This is a genomic window from Amycolatopsis sp. NPDC006131 (genome assembly GCF_040614175.1).
GTDB classification, from domain to species: Bacteria; Actinomycetota; Actinomycetes; order Mycobacteriales; family Pseudonocardiaceae; genus Amycolatopsis_E; species Amycolatopsis_E tucumanensis.
Genome location: NZ_JBEXTX010000130.1, coordinates 1 through 20,647, shown reverse-complemented (window position 1 = coordinate 20,647; position 20,647 = coordinate 1). Strand labels below are relative to the sequence as shown.

The 20,647-nt window shown below is 71.4% G+C and carries 20 protein-coding genes and 1 tRNA gene; 15 read left to right on the top strand and 6 right to left on the bottom strand.

Annotated features, from left to right (window positions below):
- Positions 1–1,080 precede the first annotated feature (1,080 nt).
- The 4 genes from ABZ215_RS38165 to ABZ215_RS38150 all read left to right on the top strand — a co-directional run bounded on the left by ABZ215_RS38165 (position 1,081) and on the right by ABZ215_RS38150 (position 5,235).
- The gene (locus tag ABZ215_RS38165; RefSeq protein WP_027936682.1) at positions 1,081–2,709 is read left to right on the top strand and encodes an acyl-CoA synthetase; all 1,629 of its coding nucleotides are present in this window, start codon (positions 1,081–1,083) and stop codon (positions 2,707–2,709) included.
- Positions 2,710–2,717: 8 nt separating this feature from the next.
- Positions 2,718–3,872 (top strand): MFS transporter, encoded by a 1,155-nt coding sequence (locus ABZ215_RS38160; RefSeq protein WP_354955427.1) that lies wholly within the window; start codon positions 2,718–2,720, stop codon positions 3,870–3,872.
- A 169-nt stretch (positions 3,873–4,041) separates the two neighbouring features.
- On the top strand, positions 4,042–4,416 hold the full coding sequence (locus ABZ215_RS38155) for a hypothetical protein (RefSeq protein ID WP_354955425.1): 375 nt from the start codon (positions 4,042–4,044) through the stop codon (positions 4,414–4,416).
- 531 nt (positions 4,417–4,947) lie between these two features.
- Positions 4,948–5,235 (top strand): hypothetical protein, encoded by a 288-nt coding sequence (locus ABZ215_RS38150; protein ID WP_020423395.1) that lies wholly within the window; start codon positions 4,948–4,950, stop codon positions 5,233–5,235.
- Between the two features lie 39 nt (positions 5,236–5,274).
- On the opposite strand, the gene ABZ215_RS38145 is transcribed toward ABZ215_RS38150, so the two are convergent.
- Positions 5,275–6,180 (bottom strand): hypothetical protein, encoded by a 906-nt coding sequence (locus tag ABZ215_RS38145; protein ID WP_237335946.1) that lies wholly within the window; start codon positions 6,178–6,180, stop codon positions 5,275–5,277.
- 214 nt (positions 6,181–6,394) lie between these two features.
- Between ABZ215_RS38145 and ABZ215_RS38140 the strand changes: the two genes are divergently transcribed.
- Together ABZ215_RS38140 and ABZ215_RS38135 are read left to right on the top strand one after the other, a co-directional pair.
- Positions 6,395–7,558 carry a S8 family peptidase gene (locus ABZ215_RS38140; RefSeq protein ID WP_354955423.1) on the top strand — a complete coding sequence of 388 codons (1,164 nt, stop codon included), beginning with the start codon at positions 6,395–6,397 and terminating at the stop codon, positions 7,556–7,558.
- A gap of 35 nt (positions 7,559–7,593) precedes the next feature.
- Positions 7,594–8,256, top strand: a complete 663-nt coding sequence (locus tag ABZ215_RS38135) for a histidine phosphatase family protein (RefSeq protein ID WP_020423389.1) — start codon at positions 7,594–7,596, stop codon at positions 8,254–8,256.
- Here the strand turns inward: ABZ215_RS38135 and ABZ215_RS38130 are convergent.
- Positions 8,243–8,869: a TetR/AcrR family transcriptional regulator gene (locus tag ABZ215_RS38130; protein WP_084506229.1), complete on the bottom strand. Its 627-nt coding sequence runs from the start codon at positions 8,867–8,869 to the stop codon at positions 8,243–8,245. The two genes, ABZ215_RS38135 and ABZ215_RS38130, sit on opposite strands and share 14 nt — an antisense overlap.
- A 106-nt stretch (positions 8,870–8,975) precedes the next feature.
- Between ABZ215_RS38130 and ABZ215_RS38125 the strand changes: the two genes are divergently transcribed.
- Positions 8,976–9,914: an MCE family protein gene (locus ABZ215_RS38125; RefSeq protein WP_354955421.1), complete on the top strand. Its 939-nt coding sequence runs from the start codon at positions 8,976–8,978 to the stop codon at positions 9,912–9,914.
- A gap of 997 nt (positions 9,915–10,911) precedes the next feature.
- Here ABZ215_RS38125 and ABZ215_RS38120 read toward each other — a convergent pair.
- Positions 10,912–11,961: a LacI family DNA-binding transcriptional regulator gene (locus ABZ215_RS38120; protein ID WP_237335938.1), complete on the bottom strand. Its 1,050-nt coding sequence runs from the start codon at positions 11,959–11,961 to the stop codon at positions 10,912–10,914.
- Between the two features lie 169 nt (positions 11,962–12,130).
- Here ABZ215_RS38120 and ABZ215_RS38115 point away from each other — a divergent pair, with 169 nt between their 5' ends.
- The 5 genes from ABZ215_RS38115 to ABZ215_RS38095 all read left to right on the top strand — a co-directional run bounded on the left by ABZ215_RS38115 (position 12,131) and on the right by ABZ215_RS38095 (position 15,954).
- Positions 12,131–12,535 carry a nitroreductase family deazaflavin-dependent oxidoreductase gene (locus tag ABZ215_RS38115; protein WP_020421245.1) on the top strand — a complete coding sequence of 135 codons (405 nt, stop codon included), beginning with the start codon at positions 12,131–12,133 and terminating at the stop codon, positions 12,533–12,535.
- A gap of 66 nt (positions 12,536–12,601) precedes the next feature.
- The gene (gene lpdA, locus ABZ215_RS38110) at positions 12,602–13,999 is read left to right on the top strand and encodes a dihydrolipoyl dehydrogenase (RefSeq protein WP_354955419.1); all 1,398 of its coding nucleotides are present in this window, start codon (positions 12,602–12,604) and stop codon (positions 13,997–13,999) included.
- A 66-nt stretch (positions 14,000–14,065) separates the two neighbouring features.
- A complete protein-coding gene (locus ABZ215_RS38105; RefSeq protein WP_354955417.1) occupies positions 14,066–14,974 on the top strand; it encodes an NADP-dependent oxidoreductase in 909 nt (302 codons plus the stop codon).
- A gap of 86 nt (positions 14,975–15,060) precedes the next feature.
- Positions 15,061–15,798 carry an SDR family oxidoreductase gene (locus ABZ215_RS38100; protein ID WP_354955415.1) on the top strand — a complete coding sequence of 246 codons (738 nt, stop codon included), beginning with the start codon at positions 15,061–15,063 and terminating at the stop codon, positions 15,796–15,798.
- 82 nt (positions 15,799–15,880) lie between these two features.
- Positions 15,881–15,954: transfer RNA gene (locus tag ABZ215_RS38095), tRNA-Arg, on the top strand.
- Positions 15,955–16,084: 130 nt separating this feature from the next.
- Here ABZ215_RS38095 and ABZ215_RS38090 read toward each other — a convergent pair.
- Both ABZ215_RS38090 and ABZ215_RS38085 read right to left on the bottom strand, forming a co-directional pair.
- On the bottom strand, positions 16,085–16,510 hold the full coding sequence (locus ABZ215_RS38090; protein WP_354955413.1) for a hypothetical protein: 426 nt from the start codon (positions 16,508–16,510) through the stop codon (positions 16,085–16,087).
- Positions 16,511–16,639: 129 nt separating this feature from the next.
- Positions 16,640–17,302, bottom strand: coding sequence for a TetR/AcrR family transcriptional regulator (locus tag ABZ215_RS38085; RefSeq protein ID WP_354955411.1), 663 nt, complete (start codon positions 17,300–17,302; stop codon positions 16,640–16,642).
- Between the two features lie 65 nt (positions 17,303–17,367).
- Between ABZ215_RS38085 and ABZ215_RS38080 the strand changes: the two genes are divergently transcribed.
- On the top strand, positions 17,368–18,486 hold the full coding sequence (locus ABZ215_RS38080; protein ID WP_354955409.1) for an NAD(P)/FAD-dependent oxidoreductase: 1,119 nt from the start codon (positions 17,368–17,370) through the stop codon (positions 18,484–18,486).
- A 3-nt stretch (positions 18,487–18,489) separates the two neighbouring features.
- On the opposite strand, the gene ABZ215_RS38075 is transcribed toward ABZ215_RS38080, so the two are convergent.
- Positions 18,490–18,864, bottom strand: a complete 375-nt coding sequence (locus ABZ215_RS38075; RefSeq protein WP_027936321.1) for a helix-turn-helix domain-containing protein — start codon at positions 18,862–18,864, stop codon at positions 18,490–18,492.
- Between the two features lie 80 nt (positions 18,865–18,944).
- Here ABZ215_RS38075 and ABZ215_RS38070 point away from each other — a divergent pair, with 80 nt between their 5' ends.
- Both ABZ215_RS38070 and ABZ215_RS38065 read left to right on the top strand, forming a co-directional pair.
- Positions 18,945–19,763: an NAD(P)H-binding protein gene (locus ABZ215_RS38070; RefSeq protein WP_354955407.1), complete on the top strand. Its 819-nt coding sequence runs from the start codon at positions 18,945–18,947 to the stop codon at positions 19,761–19,763.
- Positions 19,760–20,575, top strand: a complete 816-nt coding sequence (locus ABZ215_RS38065) for a haloalkane dehalogenase (protein WP_354955405.1) — start codon at positions 19,760–19,762, stop codon at positions 20,573–20,575. Before ABZ215_RS38070 ends, ABZ215_RS38065 begins: the two co-directional genes overlap by 4 nt.
- Positions 20,576–20,647 lie beyond the last annotated feature (72 nt).

Below are 20,647 nucleotides of genomic sequence, written 5' to 3'. Positions count from 1 at the left end.
TCCGGTTTGGGCATATCACCTTGAGCCAGGGCCGCAAGGTTGGCATGTTCGGCTGCCGGTTGGCGGCCTGGGTTGCGGCCCTGGCTCAAGGTGATGGCGCCGGTGTCAGACGACGGGATGACCACCCAGCTGGGTTGGGTTCAGGGCATGCGCTGCGCGCTCGCGGGCCCGCCGCAGCTCGCGCTTCGGCTGCGCTTGACGCTCGCCGCTGCCGCGTTTTGGCTGCGCTCGGCGCTTGGCGCTGCCGTGTTTTGGAGGCGCTTGGCGCTTTGGACGACTGGCGCTAACTGCGCGTCTTGCCGCGCCCCGCGCTACGCCCGGCACTGATGCGCCCCGCGCTAACTGCGCGCGCTGCCGCGCCCCTCGCGCGCTGCCACGCCCTGGCGGCGGCTCTCGCGCTGCGATGCCTCGGGCGCTTCAGCCCGTAGCGCTCTGGCTGCCGCACTGTCGCGGTTGTCGCCATGTTTCCCGGGCGGCCCGCGCCCCCGCGCATGCCTGCGTTGCCCGCTCCGTGCGGCGCCCCGCCCGGCGCGGCCGCGCGTCGCCGCGCCCCGCCACCCGCGCTACCGTGCCTACTCCGCTCCGCCCGCGCCGCCCGCGCCGCCCGCGCCGCTCGTGCTGCCGCGCCCGCTCCGCTCTGCGCGCGCCGCCCGCTCCGTTCGCGCTGCTGCGCCCGCTCCGCTCGCGCTGCCGCGCCCGCCCCGCTTCGCTCGCGCTGCCGCGCCGCCGCGCCGCCGCTCCGCGCCGCCCGCTCCGCTGCCGCGCCGCCGCGCCGCCGCTCCGCGCCGCCCGCTCCGCTGCCGCGCCCGCTCCGCTCGTGCCGCCCGCTCCGCTCGCGCCTCGCCGCGCCGCCGCTCCGCTCCGCTTCGCCCGCGCCGCCGCTCCGCTCCGCTTCGCCCGCTCCGCGCCTCGCTTCGCCTCGCTTCGCCCCGCTCCGCCTCCGCCTTCCCACCCCCACCCCGCCCGATTTGTCCGCTCCGCCTCACCCGCCGCAACCGCTGGCGCGCCCCCTCGCCTTTCGGCTACTGTCCAGTAACCACACATACTCCCAGTACGGTCGGCCCAATGGAGGTGCTGTCCATGCGTATTCCGCCCCGCTTGTCCGTGCTCCCCGGCAAGGTGGCGGAGACCGCCCGCGGCCTGGAGGTCATGTGGCGCGCCGGGCTCGTCCCGTTTCCCCGGCTGGACGAGGGCCTGCGCAGCGTGATCGCCACCCGCAAGGTGGGCCCGTTCGCCGCCGCGGCGCAGACCTCCGCCCGGCGCGATCCGAACGCCATCGGGCTGGTCGACGAGCTGGGGCCGCTCACCTTCCGCGAGCTGGACCTGCGCTCCAACGCCCTCGCCCGAGCCTGGGAAGAGCGCGGCGTCCGCCCGGGCACCGTCATCGCGGCGCTGTGCCGGGACCACCGCGGCCTGGTCACGGTCATGATCGCGGCGGGCAAGGTCGGCGCGCGCCTCCTGTTGATGAACACCGGCTTCGCGAAGCCGCAGCTCACCGACGTCGCGGCGCGCGAAAAGGTGCAGGTGCTCGTCTACGACCAGGAGTTCACCGACCTGCTCTCCGGCATCCCGGACACCGTCGACCGCTACCTGGCCTGGGTGGACGAACCCGACCCGGCGGACCGCATCCCCGTCCTCGACGAGCTCATCGCCAGCACCGACGACCGCCCGCTGCCGCCGCCGCCCCAGCGCGGCGGGTTCGTGCTGCTCACCAGCGGCACCACCGGCACCCCGAAGGGCGCGCCGCGCGAGCGGACCTCCGTGCTGGCCACCGTCCAGTTCCTCGACCGCATCCCGCTGCGCGCCGGCGAGGCCACGTTCCTCGGCGCGCCCATCTTCCACGGCACCGGCATCTCGCAGTTCATCCTGTCGTTCGCGCTCGGCTGCAAGGTCGTGCTGCGCCGCCGGTTCGACCCCGAAGCCACGCTGAAGGGCGTCGCCGACCACGGGTGCACCGCGCTGGTCCTCGTCCCGACCATGCTGCAGCGCATCGTCGACCTCGGCCCGGACATCCTGGGCAAGTACGACACGTCGTCGCTGCGGATCATCTTCGTCGCGGGCTCCGCGTTGTCCCCCGACCTCGGCAACCGCGCCACCGAGGCGTTCGGCGACGTGATCTACAACCTGTACGGCTCCACCGAGGTCGCGGTCGCCACCGTCGCCACCCCGGAGGACTGGCGCAAGGCCCCCGGCACCGTCGGCCGCCCGCCGGTCACCTGCAAGGTCCAGCTGTACGACGAGCAGGGCAACCGCATCACCGAGCCGCACGTCACCGGGCGCGTCTTCGTCGGCAGCGGCCTGTCCTTCGAGGGCTACACCGACGGCCGCCACAAGGAGATCATCGACGGCCTGCTCTCCACCGGCGACGTCGGCCACTTCGACGAGGACGGCCTGCTGTTCATCGACGGCCGCGACGACGAGATGATCGTCTCCGGCGGCGAGAACGTGTTCCCGGTCGAGGTGGAGAACCTGCTCGTCGAGCACCCGGACGTGCTCGAAGCCGCCGTGATCGGCGTGCCGGACGCCGACTTCGGCCAGCGCCTCAAGGCGATCGTGGTGACGAAGAAGGACTCCAAGCTCGACGCCGACGCGATCCGCGACTACGTCAAGGGCAACCTCGCCCGCTACAAGGTGCCGCGCGATGTCGAGTTCGTGCCGGAGCTGCCACGCAACGCCACCGGGAAGGTCCTCCGCAACAAGCTGAGCTGAGGCGCGCCGTGGAGGAGATCCGCCTCCGCCGCGCCCTGATCGGGATGTGCGGGACCCAGGTGGTCAGCTGGGGCGCGCTGTACTACGCGCTTCCGGTCGCCACCGCGCAGATCGCGGGCACCACCGGGTGGACACCGGGCACGATCACGCTCGCCTTCTCGGCGGGCCTGCTGGTCGCGGCGGTCGCGGGGATCCCGGTCGGCCGCCTGCTCGACCGGTACGGCCCGCGGCCGGTGATGACCGCGGGCTCCGCGCTCGCCGCCGTGGCGCTCGTGCTGGTCGCGACGGCGCCGAGCAGGCCGCTGTTCTTCCTCGCCTGGGTGGTCGTCGGCGTCGCGCAGGCGATGCAGCTCTACCCGCCGGTGTTCGCGGCGATCACCTGCTGGTACGGCGACCGCCGCGCGCGTCCGCTGACCGTCGTGACGCTCGTCGGCGGCCTGGCGAGCACCGTGTTCGCGCCGCTCACCGCGTTGCTGGTCGACCAGGTCGGCTGGCGCGCGAGCTACCTCGTCTACGCCGCGGTCTTCCTGCTCGTCAACCTGCCCGTGCACTGGCTGCTGCTCACGCCGGCCTGGCCGGACCACCGCACGCGACCGGCCGCCACCCCGGTCCGGCAGGTGACCCGCTCCGCGCGGTTCCGGTTGCTGCAGACGGCTATGACTCTGGCCGCTCTCGGGTTGTACGCCTCGGCGATCGTGGTCGTGCCGCTGTTCGTCGAACGCGGTCTGAGCCATGCGATCGCGTCGGTCGCGCTGGGGCTCGTCGGGGCCGGGCAGGTCCTCGGGCGGCTCGTCTTCGCGGCCGTGCCGCGCACCAGCGCGCCCGCGTCCCGCACGGTCGGCGTCCTCGCCGCGAGTTGTGCCGCGCTGGTCCTGCTGGCTCTGCTGCCCGGGCCCGCGGGCGCGTTGCTGGCGGTCGCGGTGGTGATGGGGATGGCCCGCGGCGCCTACACGCTCGTGCAGGCCACGGCGGTCGCCGACCGGTGGACGACGACCCGGTTCGGGGCGCTCAACGGGATGTTCAACGCCCCGATCACCGCGGCGACGGCCATCGCCCCGGGCGGGGCGATCGTGCTCGCCGAGCGGGTCGGCGGGTACAGCACGGCCCTGATCCTGCTCGCCGTGTTCGCGGCGGTCGCCGCCGTCCTCGCGGCCTTCACCTGAACGAGTGCCGTCGGGCTACCGAGACGGGCCGTTCGGCGACGCTGACCGGCCGGTGAGCGCTCAAACCCGACGATCTCGTGACGGTGGCGACTCGTTCCTGCACGATGAGTGATGTCGCGCCCTACCGCGACGTGGAGCGCGGCCCCCTGCTGCCACAGGGAGCCGCGCGGTGTCGACCGTCCCTCCCGGAGAGGAAGGCATCAACGTGCCCACCGTACAACCGCGCCGCGAAGATCCGCGTCACGTGCCGTCGCCGGAACGGCTGAGGATCGTCCTCGACGGCTCGTTCCTCGCGGCCGTCCGGCCCGCAGCTCTGAGGAACCCGCCGCTCGCCCGCGCGGACGGCAGCCGGCTGGCCGAGCGCGGGGTGCGCGTGTGGCGAGCCGCCCTGCTCGCGCTGACCACCGTGACGTCCCTGGCAATGATCGTGTTCGCGTTGCTGAAGGCGATCCCGCTGACGGCGCTGTCGATGGTGGCGCTGGTCGCGGTCAAGGTCGCCGACCACTGGCACAGCCGCAGGCTGACCCGTTCGATGTCCGCCTGAATCGCGACAGAACGACCCAGGGTTGGTTCCGGTCCCGCACTCCCGTCCGAAGCGGCGAACGACAAGCGGTCGCTGGTGCACGGTGAGTTGCCCCGGCGAGAAGTTCCCCTCGCGCTGCACGTGCACCTGAACGTGACGGGGCACGGGCGAAGCGCGACGAATCGAACGAACGAGCGATACGCAGAGGTGAATTGTCACCCGAAAGAGTGATGCGATTCTGGGAACTCGCGCACGGTGACGGCTGATCTTGGCTGCCATGCGGTTCGGTTCACCTGAACGACTGCACTGTCGCTGGGATGCAGCTCTGCCTAATCACGCTCGCCGTTCGGCGACCGGGACGAGCCGATCGTCGCGGAGTCGCCGAACTGACGCGCGAGTAACAGATCGATTTCTGCACTATGACTTCGTATCGCGGTAGGCCGCGATATGAAGCGCGGCCCCCTGCGGCAACAGGGAGCCGCGCGATTCATCAGTCCCAACCATGCAAAAGGAGGCACTGAAGTGCCCACGGTACAACCGGAGACTCCCGGAATGCCAGACGAGCCGTCGCCGGATCGGGGCGAGATCGTGCCGCCGGAGGTTCTCGGCGTGCGCAGTGCGCCGGGTGAGGATCCGGTCTGGGAGTTCGTGGAGCGCACGCTCGAAGGGCGCGCGCGGTTCTGGCGCGTCGTCGTCCTCGGGTTCCTGTGCGCGGCCGCGCTGGCGATGATCGCGTTCGCCCTGGCGAAGGCGATCCAGCCGGCCGTGCTGTGCATGCTCGCGCTCGTGGTGGTGAAGGTCGCCGACCAGGTCACCAGCCGCAGGCTCGAGTCCGCGTGAGGTCGGGGCCGGTCGCGGTGCGAGCCGCGGCCGGCCCAGTCACTCCCAGGAAATGCCGAACACCCCTGGCCCGTAGTCCAGCGCCACGGCGTGCACCCCGCCGGCCGTGTCCAGGTGCAGCTCCCGCCGCTCCTCGGTCTCCGCCGAGCCCCGGCGCGCGTACTGCCAGCACTTGCGCAGCGCCTCGGCCTCGTCGAAGCGGATCTCCAGCAGGTACTCGCGGATGGGGCGGCGAAACTCGCGGTAGTAGGTGTTCTCGCAGTCCGGGTACGGCGGCCCGCTGTTGGTGAGCGTGTACTCGATCAGGCAGGTCTCGCCGCGGTGGATCGGGCGGTCGAACAGCAGCTCCGCGACGGTCAGGCCGTGCTCCGGGTCGATCTCGACCCGCCCGCTGCGGCAGTTGCGCAGCTGGTGCAGCGTGGGCGCGGGCGCGCCGCCGTGGTCGTACACCAGGATCCAGCGGTCCTGCCGGTCGGCGGTCGCCTGGAACACCGAGCGCGTGGTCAGCGACCGCTGGCGGCCACCGGCCGCGATCTCGCACCGGTCGTGCAGGTTGAGCAGGTTCAGCCGGTGCTGCTGCTCCAGCGCGTGCGGCGCGCCGACCCGCTCCAGCAGGATGCGCAGCGCCTCCATCGGGAACTTGACGACGCCGTCCGCCTGCCGCCGGGACGGCAGCCCGCGCGGGCGCGGCGGCGGGAGCAGGGACAGCAGCTCACCGCGCTGCAGGCCGAGGACGTCCTCGAGCACCCGCACCGCCGAGATCGAGCTCTGCCGCTCGGGCTGCCGCTTGCCGGACTGCCAGTAGCTCAGGGCCGTGACGCTGATCGGCACGCCGCTGGCCTGCAAGCGGGCCTGGATGCGATCGAGACTCAGCCCACTGCGGGCGATCGCGGACCGGAGTCTGCTGGCGAACGGGCTCGGCACCGCGCGCTCGGACGTGGACACCTGCTACCACCTGGAAATCGACTTCGCCACCGCTGATGGTAGCAGTGTGTGACCTCTACTCGTCCGAGAATGATGATCAGGCCGTCATCCCATTGGGTGGTTAAGGAGTAACCCTATCGGGTGAGTACTGGTAACTGTGAATCATTGCCCCCGCTCTGGCCCCCGGGATTGCATGAGATCGCACCACCCGGTCGGGGAGAGGAGACGGCGGCTCATGCGGAAGCGCGCGATGTGGTCCGTACTCGCGGCGGCAGTCGTCGCCACGACGGTCTGGGCCGGGCCGGCTCAAGCCAGGGAAGGGCAGATCCTCGAAGCGGGCACTCCCGGCTCGGTCGCGGACAGCTACCTGGTCGTCCTCAAGCCGGGCGCCACCTCCCGGGCCGGCGACCTGACCAGCCGCTACGGCGGCTCGACGACCCGCACGTTCAGCGCCGCACTGAAGGGCTTCGCGGTCAGCGCCAATGAAACCGAGGCAAAGCGCCTCGCCGCCAACCCCGACGTCGCCTACGTCGTGCAGAACCACGTCCTGCACATCGCCGACGTGCAGCAGAACCCGCCGTCCTGGGGACTGGACCGCATCGACCAGGCGAACCTCCCGCTCGACTCGTCCTATCGCTACGACACCCCGGCGGACGACGTCACCGCCTACGTCATCGACACCGGCGTGCGCGCGAGCCACGAGACCTTCGGCGGCCGCGTCACCGGCGGCAAGGACTTCATCGACAACGACGACGACGCCACCGACGAGCACGGCCACGGCACCCACGTCGCGGGCACCATCGGCGGCGCTGAGTACGGCGTCGCCAAGGGCGTGCGGATCGTCCCGGTGCGCGTGCTCGACGCGCAGGGCAGCGGCACCACCGACCAGGTCGTCGCCGGGATCGACTGGGTCGCGCAGAACGCGAGCGGCCCGTCCGTGGCGAACATGAGCCTGGGCGGCAGCGCCGACACCGTCCTCGACGATGCCGTCCGCGGCGCGATCGCCAAGGGCGTCACCTTCGCCATCGCCGCGGGCAACGAGGGCGCCGACGCCGGCAACGACTCCCCGGCGCGCGTCACCGAGGCGATCACCGTCGCGGCCAGCGACCGGACCGACAGGCAGGCGAGCTTCTCCAACTACGGCAGCGTCGTCGACCTCTACGCGCCGGGCGTGAGCATCACGTCGTCGTGGGGAACCGGCGACACCGCGACCAACACGATCAGCGGCACCTCGATGGCCACCCCGCACGTGGCCGGCGTCGCCGCCCTCTACCTGGCCGGACACCCGGACGCCACACCCGCGCAGGTCGCCGACGCCCTGATCGCCTCGGCCACCCCGGGCAAGATCAGCGGCGCAACCCCGGGCACGCCCAACCGTCTCCTCAACACCGCTGGCTAGGCTGCGGGCGGGGACGGCGAGCGAAAGGACGGCCGATGGGCGCCATCCACCTGATCCGGCACGGTCAGGCCTCCTTCGGCGCGGCCGACTACGACCAGCTGTCCAGCACCGGGATCGAGCAGGGCGCCGTGGTCGGCGCCGAGCTGCTGCGCCGCAAGATCCGCTTCACCGAGGGCCGGACCGGGTCGATGGCCCGTCAGCGCGCCACCGCGGAGATCGTCCTGGACTGGCTCGGGGCGGGCGCCGCGGCCAAGGAGGACCCGCGCTGGAACGAGTACGACCACGTCGACATCGTCGCCCGGCACGGCGGCGGCGCGCTGCAGGACGCGAACGACCCGCGCGGGTACCAGGAGGTGCTGGACGCGTCGCTGGCCGCGTGGGTGCGCGCCGGTGACGACGGCCCGTGCGCGGAGACGTGGCCGCAGTTCGCCGAGCGGGTGCGCGGCGCGCTGGCGGACCTGGTCGCCGTGCTGCGCAAGGGCGAGAGCGCGGTGGTCTTCACCAGCGGCGGGGTGATCGGCACGCTCGCCGGGCACCTGCTCGGCGACCCCGCGATGGGGTTGCTGCAGCTCAACCGGGTCACCGTGAACTGCGGCATCACGAAGCTGGTGACCGGGCGCGGCGGGGTCACGCTGGTGTCGTTCAACGAGCACGCGCACTTCGAGGGCCGGGCCGCCCGCCTGCTCACTTATCGGTGACGGCCGGGAACACGTCCTCGATCAGGGTCACCAGCGAGCGGGACAGCAGGGTGTGCACCTGGTCGCGGTCGAGTTCGCCGCGCAGCAGCCACTCGCGGCCCGCGGCCTTGACCATGCCGCCGTAGGCGCGGATGAGGGCGTTGCAGACCTCGGCGTGCGCGGCGTCGACCTTCACGCCCAGCGCCTCCAGCACTCGGGCGGCCGAGCGGCGTTCGGCCTCGACGAGGATCGCCTCGACCTCCGGATCGCTGCCGAGGCCTTCGGGTGCGGTGGCGGCCAGCCAGGTCTTGCCCTGTTTGGTGACGAGGGTGAGGAACCAGTCGACCGCGACGCGTGCTTTCTCTTCGAGCGGCCCGTCGGTGACGATGTCCAGCGCCGTGGTCGGGATCGTCATCGTGCGGCGCAGCACCGCCAGGTAGAGCTCGCGTTTGGTGCCGAAGTAGTGGTTGATCAGCCCGCGGGCGACGCCCGCCGCCGCCGCGATGTCCGATGTGGACACGTCGGCGTACGGGCGCTCGCCGAACAGCCGGGCGGCGCAGGTGAAGATCTGCTCCCTGCGCGCGTCCGGTTCGAGTCTCCGCCACCGGGGCTGGGAGTCCGTCATGGGCGACATGCTGGCATGGGTCACCCGGGGGAGTTGTTCTTTTCCGACATGTCGGCGAATACGTCATTCGATCGGAGGCACGTGTTAAGAGCGTAACCCGGCGGAAGGGGCCGGAATGCGTGATCGGGATCCTGCCGGTATCGGAATTGCCGGTCTCGTGGTGCTGGCGCTGGCGTTCGTCGCGGCGCTGAACGCGGAATCGCTGCCGCTGATCGGCGCGGGCGTCTCGTACGAGGCGGAATTCAGCGAAGCGGGCGGTCTCGCGGTGGACGACGAGGTGCGGGTGGCCGGGGTGAAGGTCGGCAAGGTGGTGGACGTCGGCCTGGACGGTGCGTCGGTGCGGGTCCGGTTCAAGGTGTCGGACACCTGGCTGGGTGACCGCACGACGGCGGCGATCAAGATCAAGACGTTGCTGGGGCAGAAGTACCTCGCGCTGGATCCACAGGGGTCGCGACCACTGGATGGGGTGATCCCACGCTCGCGGACGATCGCGCCGTATGACGTGCTGGACGCGTTCCGGGACCTGTCGAAGACCGTCGGCGGGCTGGACACGGACCGGCTGGCCCGGTCGTTCGACGCGCTGTCGGCGGCGCTGCCGGGCGGCTCCTCGGTGCGGGGCGCGCTGGACGGCCTGTCCCAGCTGTCGACGACGATCGCGTCCCGGGATGCGGAGCTGTCGCGGCTGCTGGGCAACACGGCGGCGCTGTCGCGCACCTTGGCGGACCGGGATGCGCAGCTGGTGCGGTTGATGGCGGACGGGAACCTGGTGCTGGCCGAGGTGGCGGCCAGGGCGTCGGCGATCTCGGCGCTGCTGACGGGGGCGCAGTCGTTGTCCCGGGAGGTGCAGGGCCTGGTCGAGGACAATGACGGGGCGTTGCGCCCGGTGCTGGCCTCGCTCGACCAGCTGACCGGGATGCTGCAGCGGAACCAGGAGGCACTGGCGGCGGGCGTCGCCCGGTTCGCGCCGCTGGTCCGCTACGCCACGAACATCACCGGACAGGGGCACTGGGGTGACACGTACGTGTGCCTGCCGGTGGTGTCGGCCTGCTACTGAGGGGCTTGGTGCGTGCACGAGAGCGCCAGGTGGCGAGCCCGCGACAGAGCCGGTGGTGAGCGAACGAGAGGGCCAGCCGCGAAGGCGCGAGTGGACCAACCACCGACCACCCCGCGAGAGGACCAACCGTGCCCCACGGGAGAGCCACTCGCAGGGGCTCGAAGTAACCACTCATCGCGGCGCGGGAGGGGCGCTCGCGCTGCGTGGGAGGGCGGGTCGTGTCGCACGGGAGTGCCATTCGCAGGGGCTCGAGGTGACCACTCATCGCGGCGCGGGAGGGGCGCTCGCGCTGTGTGGGAGGGCCGGTCGTGTCGCACGGGAGTGCCATTCGCAGGGGCTCGAGGTGACCACTCATCGCGGCGCGGGAGGGGTGCTCGCGCTGCGTGGGAGGGCCGGTCGTGTCGCACGGGAGTGCCATTCGCAGGGGCTCGAGGTGACCACTCATCGCGGCGCGGGAGGGGCGCTCGCGCTGTGTGGGAGGGCCGGCCGTGCCGCACGGGAGAGCCACTCGCAGCGGCTCGAAGTGACCACTTATCGCGGCGCGGGAGGGCCATTTGCGCTGCGTGGGAGGGACAGTCGTGCTGCACGGGAGTGCCATTCGCAGGGGCTCGAGGTGACCACTCGCCGCGGCGCGGGAGGGCCGCTCGGGCCGCGCGAGAGAGCCAGTCGTCGCCGCGGGACAGGGCCACTGGCGATTGCACGAACGGACCGGTCACCGCCACCCGAGATGCCGACTCGCGACCCACGAGGGGAAAGTCTCTCGTGAACCACTACCTAACCCGGCTGTACCCCGCGAGCGAGCCAGTGGCGACCCCGTGGGCTCCGCTCGCGTCCAACCCAGACATCCACCCGACCCGCCTGCCCTCTAGCCACCAACCTGACCGCCCCAGGGCTGAGCCGTGCAGGGGTTTGGCGGTGCTTCCGCGCAGCAGCGCCTCACCCGAGCCGCCGCCTGCCCTCGCCGCCAACCTGCCCCCGGGGCCGAGCCGTGCGGAGGTCAGCCCCGCCGCCGGCGGCGGGGCTTCCCCGTGCTCCCGCGCAGCAGCACCTCGCCCGACACCCGCCGAACGCGACCCCGCGCCCCACCACCAGCACCACCGTCGTCCAGGGCCAGCTCCAGCGCCTCCGCCCCGATGCGCTCCAGCGGCAACGCCACCGTGGTCAACCCGAAGTCCCGCACCAGCGGCACGTCGTCGAACCCCGTGACCGACACGTCCTCCGGCACCGACAGCCCCGCCGCACGCAGCGCGCTCACCGCCCCCACCGCCATCACGTCCGACGCCGTCAGCACGCACGTCGCCTTGTGCTTGGCCGCCAGTAGGGCCTCCGTCGCCTCGTAACCGCCGTCCCGGTCGAACGAACCGGCGAACACGTCCCGTTCGGACAGTTCGATCCCCAGCCCGGCCAGCCCCTCGCGGAACCCGGCCACCCGATCGGCCACTGTGGTCAGCCGCGCCGGCCCGGTCACCACCGCGAACCGCCGGTGGCCCAGCCCGTGCATGGCCTCCACCAGTGCCCGCGCGCCGCCCCGGTTGTCGGGTGCGATGGTGTCCGCCTTGAGCGACCGGTGCCGCGTCACGGCGGCCACCCGCCCGCCACCGCGCCGGTACGGCTCCAGCTCGGCCGCCATCCGCCGCTCCCACGCGCGGTCCTCGAACGCCGAACCGGTCAGCAGGATCGCCGACGCCCGCTGCGCCCGCAGCGTCGACACGCACGCCAGCTCCCGGTCCGGATCGGCGAACGTCCCGGCGAGCATCACGAGCAGTCCGTGGCTGTCGGCCACCCGCATCACCCCACGGGTGATAGCCGCGAAGTACGGGTCGCTGATGTCGTGGCAGATCACCCCGACCGTCCGGCGCGACCCGCCGGCGAGGGCCTGCGCGTGCGCGTTCGGCGTGTACGCCAGCTCCGCGGCGGCCGACAGCACCCGCTCCCGCAGGTCGTCGCGCACTCTGGTCGTGCCGTTGAGCGCGCGGGACGCCGTCGCCAGCGAGACCTCGGCGGTCCTCGCCACGTCTTCGAGCGTCACGTGCGGCCGGTCGCTCATCGTTCCTCCCGCGGTCGGCGTTGCGCCGAATTCTAGGTCGGTTTCCGCTTTTTGCCTGGTCAGGACCACCCGAGCGAGTGGGGATCACCGAAAGTGACCTCGGAAATACCCAGCCGCCGCCGCGCGTTGCGGAATCACGGAGGAATCTGCCGAGACGAAAGGACCCCGCATGCTCTTCGGTGACGAGCACGTCCGCCGCTACGAGGAGACCGATGGTGAAGTCGGTCACGACTGGGAGAAGGGCGCCCCGATCCTGATCCTGACGACCACCGGCCGCAAGTCCGGCCAGGAGCGCAAGTTCGCCCTGATCTACCAGGAGCACGAGGGCGCCTACGTGATCGTCGCCTCCAAGGGCGGCGCGCCCCAGCACCCCGGCTGGTACCTCAACCTGCAGGCCAATCCCGAGGTCAAGGTGCAGGTCAAGGCCGACAAGTTCACCGCCAAGGCCCGCACCGCCACCGATGCGGAGCGCGAGGTGCTCTGGCCCAAGATGGCGAAGGTCTGGCCGGACTACGACGAGTACCAGAAGAAGACGGACCGCAAGATCCCCGTCGTCATCCTCGAGCGCGCCTGATCAGCGGCCGGTCGTGGGCCCGAGCACCCACGACCGGCTCGCCCGCGAGGGCATAGGGTGGCGGGTATGAGTGCGCATTTCGACGTTGTGGTGCTGGGTGCCGGGCCCGGCGGGTATGTCGCGGCGATCCGGGCTTCGCAGCTCGGCCTGAAGACGGCGATCGTCGAGGAGAAGTACTGGGGCGGCGTGTGCCTGAACGTCGGGTGCATCCCGTCGAAGGCGCTGCTGCGCAACGCGGAGCTCGCCCACCTGGTCACCAAGGAGGCCAAGACCTTCGGGATCAGCTCGGACGGGCCGATCACCTTCGACTACGGCGCCGCGTTCGACCGCAGCCGCTCGGTCGCCGACGGCCGCGTCAAGGGCGTGCACTTCCTGATGAAGAAGAACAACATTCAGGAGTTCACCGGGCGCGGCAAGTTCACCGACGCGCACACCATCGAGGTCACCGGTGAGAACGGCGTCGAGACCGTCACCTTCGACCACTGCATCATCGCCGCCGGCGCCACCACCAAGCTGCTGCCGGGCACCCAGCTGTCCGAGCGCGTGGTGACCTACGAGGAGCAGATCCTCTCCCGCGACCTGCCGGGCAGCATCATCATCGCCGGCGCGGGCGCGATCGGCGTCGAGTTCGCCTACGTCATGCACAACTACGGCGTCGACGTGACGATCGTGGAGTTCCTGGACCGGATGGTGCCGCTCGAGGACGCGGACGTGTCCAAGGAGCTGGCCAAGCGCTACAAGAAGCTCGGCATCAAGGTCCTGACCGGCACGAAGGTCGAGAGCATCGACGACAGCGGCGCCAAGGTCAAGGTCACCGTGTCCAGCGGCGGCAACCAGCAGACGCTGGAGGCCCACAAGGTCCTGCAGGCGATCGGCTTCCAGCCGCGCGTGGAGGGCTACGGGCTGGAGAACACCGGCGTCGAGCTGACCGAGCGCGGCGCCATCGCCGTCGACGGGCGCTGCCGCACGAACGTGCCGCACATCTTCGCGATCGGCGACGTCACCGCGAAGCTGATGCTGGCCCACGCGGCCGAGTCGATGGGCATCGTGGCGGCCGAGACGATCGGCGGCGCGGAGACCATGGAGCTCGACTACACGATGATCCCGCGCGCGACGTACTGCCAGCCGCAGGTCGCGAGCTTCGGCCTGACCGAGGCGCAGGCGCGCGAGCAGGGCTACGACGTGCAGGTCGCCAAGTTCCCGTTCACCGCCAACGGCAAGGCCCACGGCCTCGCCGACGCGGGCGGTTTCGTGAAGATCCTGTCCGACGCCAAGTACGGCGAGCTGCTCGGCGCGCACCTGATCGGCCCGGACGTCACCGAGCTGCTGCCGGAGCTGACGCTGGCGCAGCAGTGGGACCTGACGGTGCACGAGGTGGCCCGCAACGTGCACGCGCACCCGACCCTCGGCGAGGCGGTCAAGGAGGCCATCCACGGTCTCGCCGGTCACATGATCAACTTCTGAGGTTGACCTCCAGTTAACTGGAGGTGTCACCGTTGATCTCGCAGGTCGAGATCGAGGAGGCACCTCATGAAGGCAGCGGCGTTCACCGAGCCGGGTGGCCCGGAGGTTCTGCGCGCCATGGACGTCCCGGACCCGCAGGCGGGTCCGGGGCAGGTCCGGGTCCGCGTGCGGGCGGCGGGTGTGCAGCCGTTCGACGCGGCGGTGCGGGCCGGCTGGGAGCCGCCGTACGCGACGGGGCTGACGTGGCCGCGGATCCCCGGCAACGAGTTCGCCGGCGTGGTGGACCAGGTCGGGGACGGGGCCACGTGGTCGGTCGGCGACGAGGTGCTCGGCTTCAACGTGCTGGGCTGCTACGCCGAGTACGTGGTGGTCGGGCAGGACCAGGTCACGGCCAAGCCGGCCGGCATGCCGTGGACCGTCGCGGGCGGGTTCACCGCCGGGACGCAGACGGCGTACATGGCGTTGCGGCAGCTCGGCGTGGGCCCCGGGGACACGGTCCTGGTGCACGCCGCGGCGGGCTCGGTCGGCACCGCGGCGGTCCAGCTGGCACGGCTGTGGGGCGCGTCCGTGATCGGCACCGCGAGCGCGGCGAACCAGGACTACGTGCGCTCGCTCGGCGCGACGCCGGTCGTCTACGGCGACGGCTTGGAGGACCGGCTGCGAGCGCTTTCACCCGGCGGGGTGCACGCGGTCCTGGACGGCGCAGGTGGCGCCGCGCTTGATCTTTCACTCGCACTGGTGAAGGAGCGGCGTCGCGTGGTGACGCTGGTGGACCACGATCGGGCGGAGTCGCTCGGGGTGCAGCTGGTGCGCGGGCAGCGGTCGGCGGACCGGCTGGCCGAGCTGGCGCGCCTGTACGACCGGGGCGAGCTGAGCTTCCTGGTGCGGCGGACGTACCGCCTGGACGAGGCGGCGGACGCGCACCGGGAGATCGAGACCGGGCACGGACGTGGCAAGGTCGTGTTGACTGTCTAGCGGAAGGTGCCGGCCGCGGCGTGGTCGGCAAGAGCCTTCTAATCTCTAGGTCGAAGGTTCGGGCCGGCGTCGAGCGGGAGGTGCGCATGGGTGGGGTCGCCGTCGTGACGGGCGCCGGTTCGGGCATCGGACGGCACGTGGCGCAGGCGCTGCTGGGCGCCGGCTACCGCGTCGCGCTGGCCGGCCGGAGAGCCGACGCGCTGTCGGAGACGGCCGCGGGCTCGCCGGACGCCCTCGTGCACCCGGCCGACGTCGCCGACCCCGCCCAGGTCAGCGCCCTCTTCGAGGCGGTCGCGGACCGGTGGGGCCGGGTGGACGTGTTGTTCAACAACGCGGGCACCTTCGGCCCGGCCGGCGACCCGGACGAGGTCCCGGTCGAGGCGTGGCAGCAGACGGTGGCGGTGAACCTGACCGGTGCGTTCCTGTGCGCGCGGGAGGCGTTCCGGATCATGAAGCGCCAGGACCCGCGCGGTGGCCGCATCATCAACAACGGCTCCATCTCCGCGCACACCCCGCGCCCCGGCAGCGCTGCCTACACCGCTACGAAGCACGCCATCACCGGGCTGACGAAGTCGTTGTCGCTGGACGGCCGCCCGTACGACATCGCGTGTGGCCAAATCGACATCGGCAACGCGGCGACGGAGATGACGGCGGGAATCGCCAGGGGCGCGCGCCAGGCGGACGGCCGTGAGCTGCCCGAACCCACCTTTGACGCCAGACACGTCGCGGAAGCCGTGCTGTACATGGCAGGGCTCCCGCTGACCGCGAACGTGCAGTTCATGACCGTCACGGCGACGAAGATGCCGTTCATCGGCAGAGGCTGAAACGTTCCCCCGCCGTCCGGCGATAGGGGAAGTGACGGTGACTAAACTGCAGGTCAGGACGGCCTGTGGTCGTCGGCGCCAGGCCCTCGTAGCTCAGCCGGATAGAGCAAGAGCCTTCTAATCTCTAGGTCGCAGGTTCGAGTCCTGCCGGGGGCACTTCTTGGCTGGTCAGGACCCCGTTATCGGATCAAGGCCCTGACCGGCCCGTGCTTGACGCTTCTTTTCGGCGAGCGTTCCGAGCACCGCCGCTCGGGTGCTTCTGGGCCGGCAGTCAGCAACACTTCCCTTACGCGACTACATCTGGCTCCAGATCCTTGCCCTCGCCACGCAACACACCGGCGAAAGACGCAAAGGTCTCCGCGAACAACTCGGTGGGGACGGAGCCGTCGAAGGCCCAGACGCCCTCGGGCACGCTCAGCCGTGGCATCTTCTCGCCGAATGACTCGAAGCGGCGTAACACGCGCTCATGGATCTCCTGCACCAGCCCGATCCGCGCCTCGTCCTCACCGAGATGTGCGTCGTAGCTTGGGTTCATGACGCCGTTGATACGAACCGTGGCGAGGACGAACCACCACTCCCGGGCCGCCAGCAGCCAGCCTGGCGGCTCGGCCATCCGGTCGATTTCGGCGCACACCAAGTACATCCACGTCTCGGTGTGGGCGTCGGGCGCCCAGAACCCGACGCCCCGGAACCCGATGAATGTCCTCGGCATGTCCCTGATCCTGCTCTGAGCGACGACTCCCCGGCAAACCCGTTACCAACTGCAAGAACATGCCGGGACGGTTTCGGACACCCGCGAAGCACGACCAAGAGGTGAGTAGCGCTCGCGGCGCAAGGGTTTCTACGACGAGTGGCGGGTGGTGACGCCGGCCAGCACAAGATCGATTCCGGCAAGGAACTGTTCCCGGTCGTCGTGGTTGCGCATCTGCTTCGCGACGCCGCGGGTGAACGGGTAGGCCTCCGGGTCGAGGTTCTCCCAGCTCCTCGCCACCGTGTCGAGGAAGGCCTCCCGCGTCGTGCTGACTTCGGCTGTCGCGGTTTGGCCCGCGGTGCCGAGGATGTAGTGCACCAGCACCGACGTCGCGGTGAACCAGCTGTGTTCGGGGACCCCCAGGGCGCCGATCTGGCGTCCGATGGCCTCGAAGATCCGCGGCGCCACCGGGCCCCCGGGGTTGCGGGTCAGCTGCATCAACAGCTGCGTCGCGAGCCACGGGTGCTGCTCGATCGCGTCGAACAGGCCCAGCGCGACGGCGCGGATCTCCTCCTGCGGCGAACCCGCGGACGCGGCGGGGAGCGCCTCGGCCACGACCGCGTCCGTCGCCGTGGTCAGCAGCTCGTCCTTGTTCGCCACGTGCCAGTAGATCGCGCCCGCGCCGGTGGCGAGCCGTTCGGTCAGCGTCCGGAACGTCAGCCCGGCCTCACCCGCCGCGTCCAGCAGCTCGACGGCCGCTTCGACGATCCGCTCCCGGGAGAGCGCCTCCGTGCGCCGGTTCCGTGGTGGCATGCCCCCCATCTTGACACATCTGGAATGTCGTTCCACGATGGAATGGCATTCCAAAAGGAGGGGACATGAACAACCACGTCACGATCGTCGGCGCGGGGCTGGGCGGTCTCACGCTCGCTCGCGTCCTGCACGTCCACGGCATCCCGGTGACGGTCTACGAAGCGGAGGCGTCCGCGGGGGCCCGCGCCCAAGGCGGGATGCTCGACATCCACGAGCACGACGGCCAGCCCGCTCTCCGCGCGGCGAACCTGTTCGACGAGTTCCGCGGCATCATCCTGGAGGGCCGCGAGGCGACCAGGGTCCTCGCGCCGGACGGTGCGGTCCTGCTCGACCAGCCCGACGACGGCACGGCCGGGCGCCCGGAGGTCCAGCGCGGCGAGCTGCGGCGGATCCTGCTCGACTCGCTCCCGGAAGGCACCGTCCGCTGGGGGCACAAGGTCACCGGCGTCCGCGCCCTCGGCGACGGCCACCACGAGGTCGCTTTCGCCAACGGAGGCACCGTCGTCACGAGCCTGCTGGTCGGCGCGGACGGCGCGTGGTCACGCGTGCGGCCGCTGGTCTCCGGCGCGGTGCCGCGGTATGTGGGCCGGTCGTTCGTCGAGACCTACCTGTTCGACGCTGACAGCCGGCACCCCGCCGCCGCGCGGGCCGTCGGCGGCGGGGCGCTGATGGCGCTCGTCCCGGGCAAGGGGATCACGGCGCATCGCGAGAGCGGCGGGACGCTGCACACCTACGTGGCGCTCACCAAACCACAGGAGTGGTTCGCGGAGATCGATTTCAGCGATTCCGCCGCCGCCCTCGCGCGGGTCGCGCGAGAGTTCGACGGCTGGGCGCCGGAACTCACCTCACTGATCACCGACAGCGACACCGCGCCGGTCCTGCGCCCGCTCAACGCCCTGCCGATCGGGCACAAGTGGGACCGGGTGCCGGGCGTGACCCTGCTCGGCGACGCGGCCCACCTGTCGGCCCCGTCCGGTGACGGCGCGAACCTCGCCATGTTCGACGGCGCCGAGCTCGGCAAGGCCATCGCCGCCCATCCCGGCGACCCCGAGGCGGCACTGGCGGAATACGAGCAGGCGCTGTTCCCGCGCAGCACGGCGGCGGCTCTCGAAGGCAGCCACACGCACGAAATGCTCTTCGACGAAAACGCGCCGCACAGCGTGATCAGCTTCCTGACAGCCTGAGGCTCAGGGGCGCTTCTTCTGCTGCGCGTCGTACTCGGCGCGGGCCTGCTCGACCTTCTCCAGGTTCGGCGACCACTCCGCGAGGGTGGCGAACAGCGGCGCCAGGCTGCGGCCCAGGTCGCTGATCTCGTACTCCACCCGCGGCGGCACCTCGGCGTGGTAGGTCCGCACCACGAGCCCGTCGCGCTCCAGTTGGCGCAGCCGCTGCGTCAGGACCTTCGGGGTGATCGTCGTGATGCGGCGGGACAGCTCCACGAAACGTTGCCTGCCGTGCTCGTTCAGCGTCCACAGGATCGGCGTGGTCCACCGGCTGAACACGAGGTCGACCACGGGCGCGATCGGGCAGGCCAGCTCGGGACTGACTGTGGTTTCGGTCACCGGACCCACTACTTTCCTCTAGGTACCTACTAGCCCCACGACAGTAGCGTCGCTCCCACACGAAGAGAACGGGAGCGAAAATGTTTGTGGTGACCGGAGCTACCGGCAACGTCGGGCGGCCGCTGGTGCAGGCGCTCGTCAAGACCGGCGAGCCCGTGACGGCGGTGTCACGCAAGGAAGAACACCTGCCAGGGGTGCGGCACGTGCGGGCGGACCTGACCGAGCCGGAGACGCTCAAGCCCGCGCTCGACGGGGCGTCGACACTGTTCCTGCTCACCTCGCCGGACCTCCTCGCGGCCGGCGGGGACCTCGCCGGCGTCCTGGGAACAGCGAAGGCCGGCGGCGTGCGACGGGTCGTGTTGTTGTCGTCCCAGGGGGTGGCGACCGGGCGGCACGCGCCGGGACTGGAGGACGCGGTCGTCGGCTCCGGCCTGGAGTGGACCCTGCTGCGGCCGGGCGGCTTCCACTCCAACGTGTTCGCCTGGGCGGAAACGGTGCGCACCCGGCGGACGGTCGAGGCGCCGTTCGGGGACGTCGCGCTGCCGACCGTCGATCCGGTGGACATCGCCGAGGTGGCCGCCGCGGCGATGCGCGAGGACGGGCACGCCGGCCGGGCGTACACGCTCACCGGGCCCGAGCCGGTCACGCCACGGCAGCAGGCGGCGGCCATCGCCGACGCGCTGGGGGAGCCGGTGCGCTTCGCGGAGCTGAGCCGGGCGACGGCGCGGGAGCGGATGCTGCAGGCCATGCCCGAGCCGGTCGTGGGGTCCACACTGGACATTCTCGGCACGCCGAAGCCGGAGGAGCAGCGGGTCAGCGAGGACGTCGAGCGCGTCCTGCGGCGCCCGGCGCGCAGCTTCGCCGAGTGGGCCGGCGCGAACGCGGCGGTGTTCAAGTGATCCTGCACCACCGCGAGACCGGCGACGGCCAGCCGATCGTCTTCCTGCACGGCAACCCCGCCTCGTCCCACCTGTGGCGGCACATCATGCCGGCGGTCGGCCCGGGCCGGAAACTGGCGCCCGACCTGATCGGCATGGGCGAATCCGCGAAACCGGACATCGGCTACACCTTCGACGACCACGCCCGCTACCTCGACGCCTGGTTCGAGCACCTCGGGCTGGACGACGTGGTCCTGGTCGGCCACGACTGGGGCGGCGCGCTCGCCTTCGACTGGGCCGCCCGCCACCCCGGCCGGGTGCGGGGCATCGCGGTCACCGAGACGATCGTGAAACCCATGTCCTGGGACGAGTTCCCGGACGCGGGCGCCGAGATATTCCGGGCGCTCAAAACCCCGGGCGTCGGGGAGAAGATGATGCTGGACGACAACATCTTCCTGGAGTCGATGACGCTCGGCGCGGAGGACCGCGTGGCCTACCTGCGGCCCTACCCGACCCGCGAGAGCCGCGTGCCGCTGTTGCGATGGGCTCGGTCGATGCCGCTGGGCGGGGAGCCTGCCGACGTCGTCGCCCGCGTCGAGCACTACGACAAGTGGCTCGCGGCCAGCGCGGACGTGCCGAAGCTGCTCATGACGTTCCGGCCCGGCTTCGACACGATGATGGACGACCGGATGATCGCGTGGTGCGCGGAGAACATCGCGGCTCTGGACATCGTCCACCACGATCTCCCCGCCGGGCACCACACCCCGGAGGACCAGCCCGCGGCGATCGCCGCGACGTTGTCCGCCTGGCTGGACCGGCACGGGCTGCGGTGAAGCGAGGAGGCCGACCATGGCGAGCACTGAACGTCTGCCGTCCGGCCGCTGGCGCGGCCTGTACGTCGACGC

Bases quoted from the DNA above. Each gene is read 5' to 3' on its own strand.
- ABZ215_RS38140 (WP_354955423.1), top strand. From the start codon at position 6,395: ATGCGGAAGCGCGCGATGTGGTCCGTACTCGCGGCGGCAGTCGTCGCC.
- ABZ215_RS38080 (WP_354955409.1), top strand. From the start codon at position 17,368: ATGAACAACCACGTCACGATCGTCGGCGCGGGGCTGGGCGGTCTCACG.
- ABZ215_RS38100 (WP_354955415.1), top strand. From the start codon at position 15,061: ATGGGTGGGGTCGCCGTCGTGACGGGCGCCGGTTCGGGCATCGGACGG.
- ABZ215_RS38070 (WP_354955407.1), top strand. From the start codon at position 18,945: ATGTTTGTGGTGACCGGAGCTACCGGCAACGTCGGGCGGCCGCTGGTG.
- ABZ215_RS38135 (WP_020423389.1), top strand. From the start codon at position 7,594: ATGGGCGCCATCCACCTGATCCGGCACGGTCAGGCCTCCTTCGGCGCG.
- ABZ215_RS38105 (WP_354955417.1), top strand. From the start codon at position 14,066: ATGAAGGCAGCGGCGTTCACCGAGCCGGGTGGCCCGGAGGTTCTGCGC.
- ABZ215_RS38130 (WP_084506229.1), bottom strand. From the start codon at position 8,869: ATGTCGCCCATGACGGACTCCCAGCCCCGGTGGCGGAGACTCGAACCG.
- ABZ215_RS38090 (WP_354955413.1), bottom strand. From the start codon at position 16,510: ATGCCGAGGACATTCATCGGGTTCCGGGGCGTCGGGTTCTGGGCGCCC.
- lpdA (WP_354955419.1), top strand. From the start codon at position 12,602: ATGAGTGCGCATTTCGACGTTGTGGTGCTGGGTGCCGGGCCCGGCGGG.
- ABZ215_RS38150 (WP_020423395.1), top strand. From the start codon at position 4,948: ATGCCAGACGAGCCGTCGCCGGATCGGGGCGAGATCGTGCCGCCGGAG.
- ABZ215_RS38120 (WP_237335938.1), bottom strand. From the start codon at position 11,961: ATGAGCGACCGGCCGCACGTGACGCTCGAAGACGTGGCGAGGACCGCC.
- ABZ215_RS38125 (WP_354955421.1), top strand. From the start codon at position 8,976: ATGCGTGATCGGGATCCTGCCGGTATCGGAATTGCCGGTCTCGTGGTG.
- ABZ215_RS38115 (WP_020421245.1), top strand. From the start codon at position 12,131: ATGCTCTTCGGTGACGAGCACGTCCGCCGCTACGAGGAGACCGATGGT.
- ABZ215_RS38165 (WP_027936682.1), top strand. From the start codon at position 1,081: ATGCGTATTCCGCCCCGCTTGTCCGTGCTCCCCGGCAAGGTGGCGGAG.
- ABZ215_RS38085 (WP_354955411.1), bottom strand. From the start codon at position 17,302: ATGCCACCACGGAACCGGCGCACGGAGGCGCTCTCCCGGGAGCGGATC.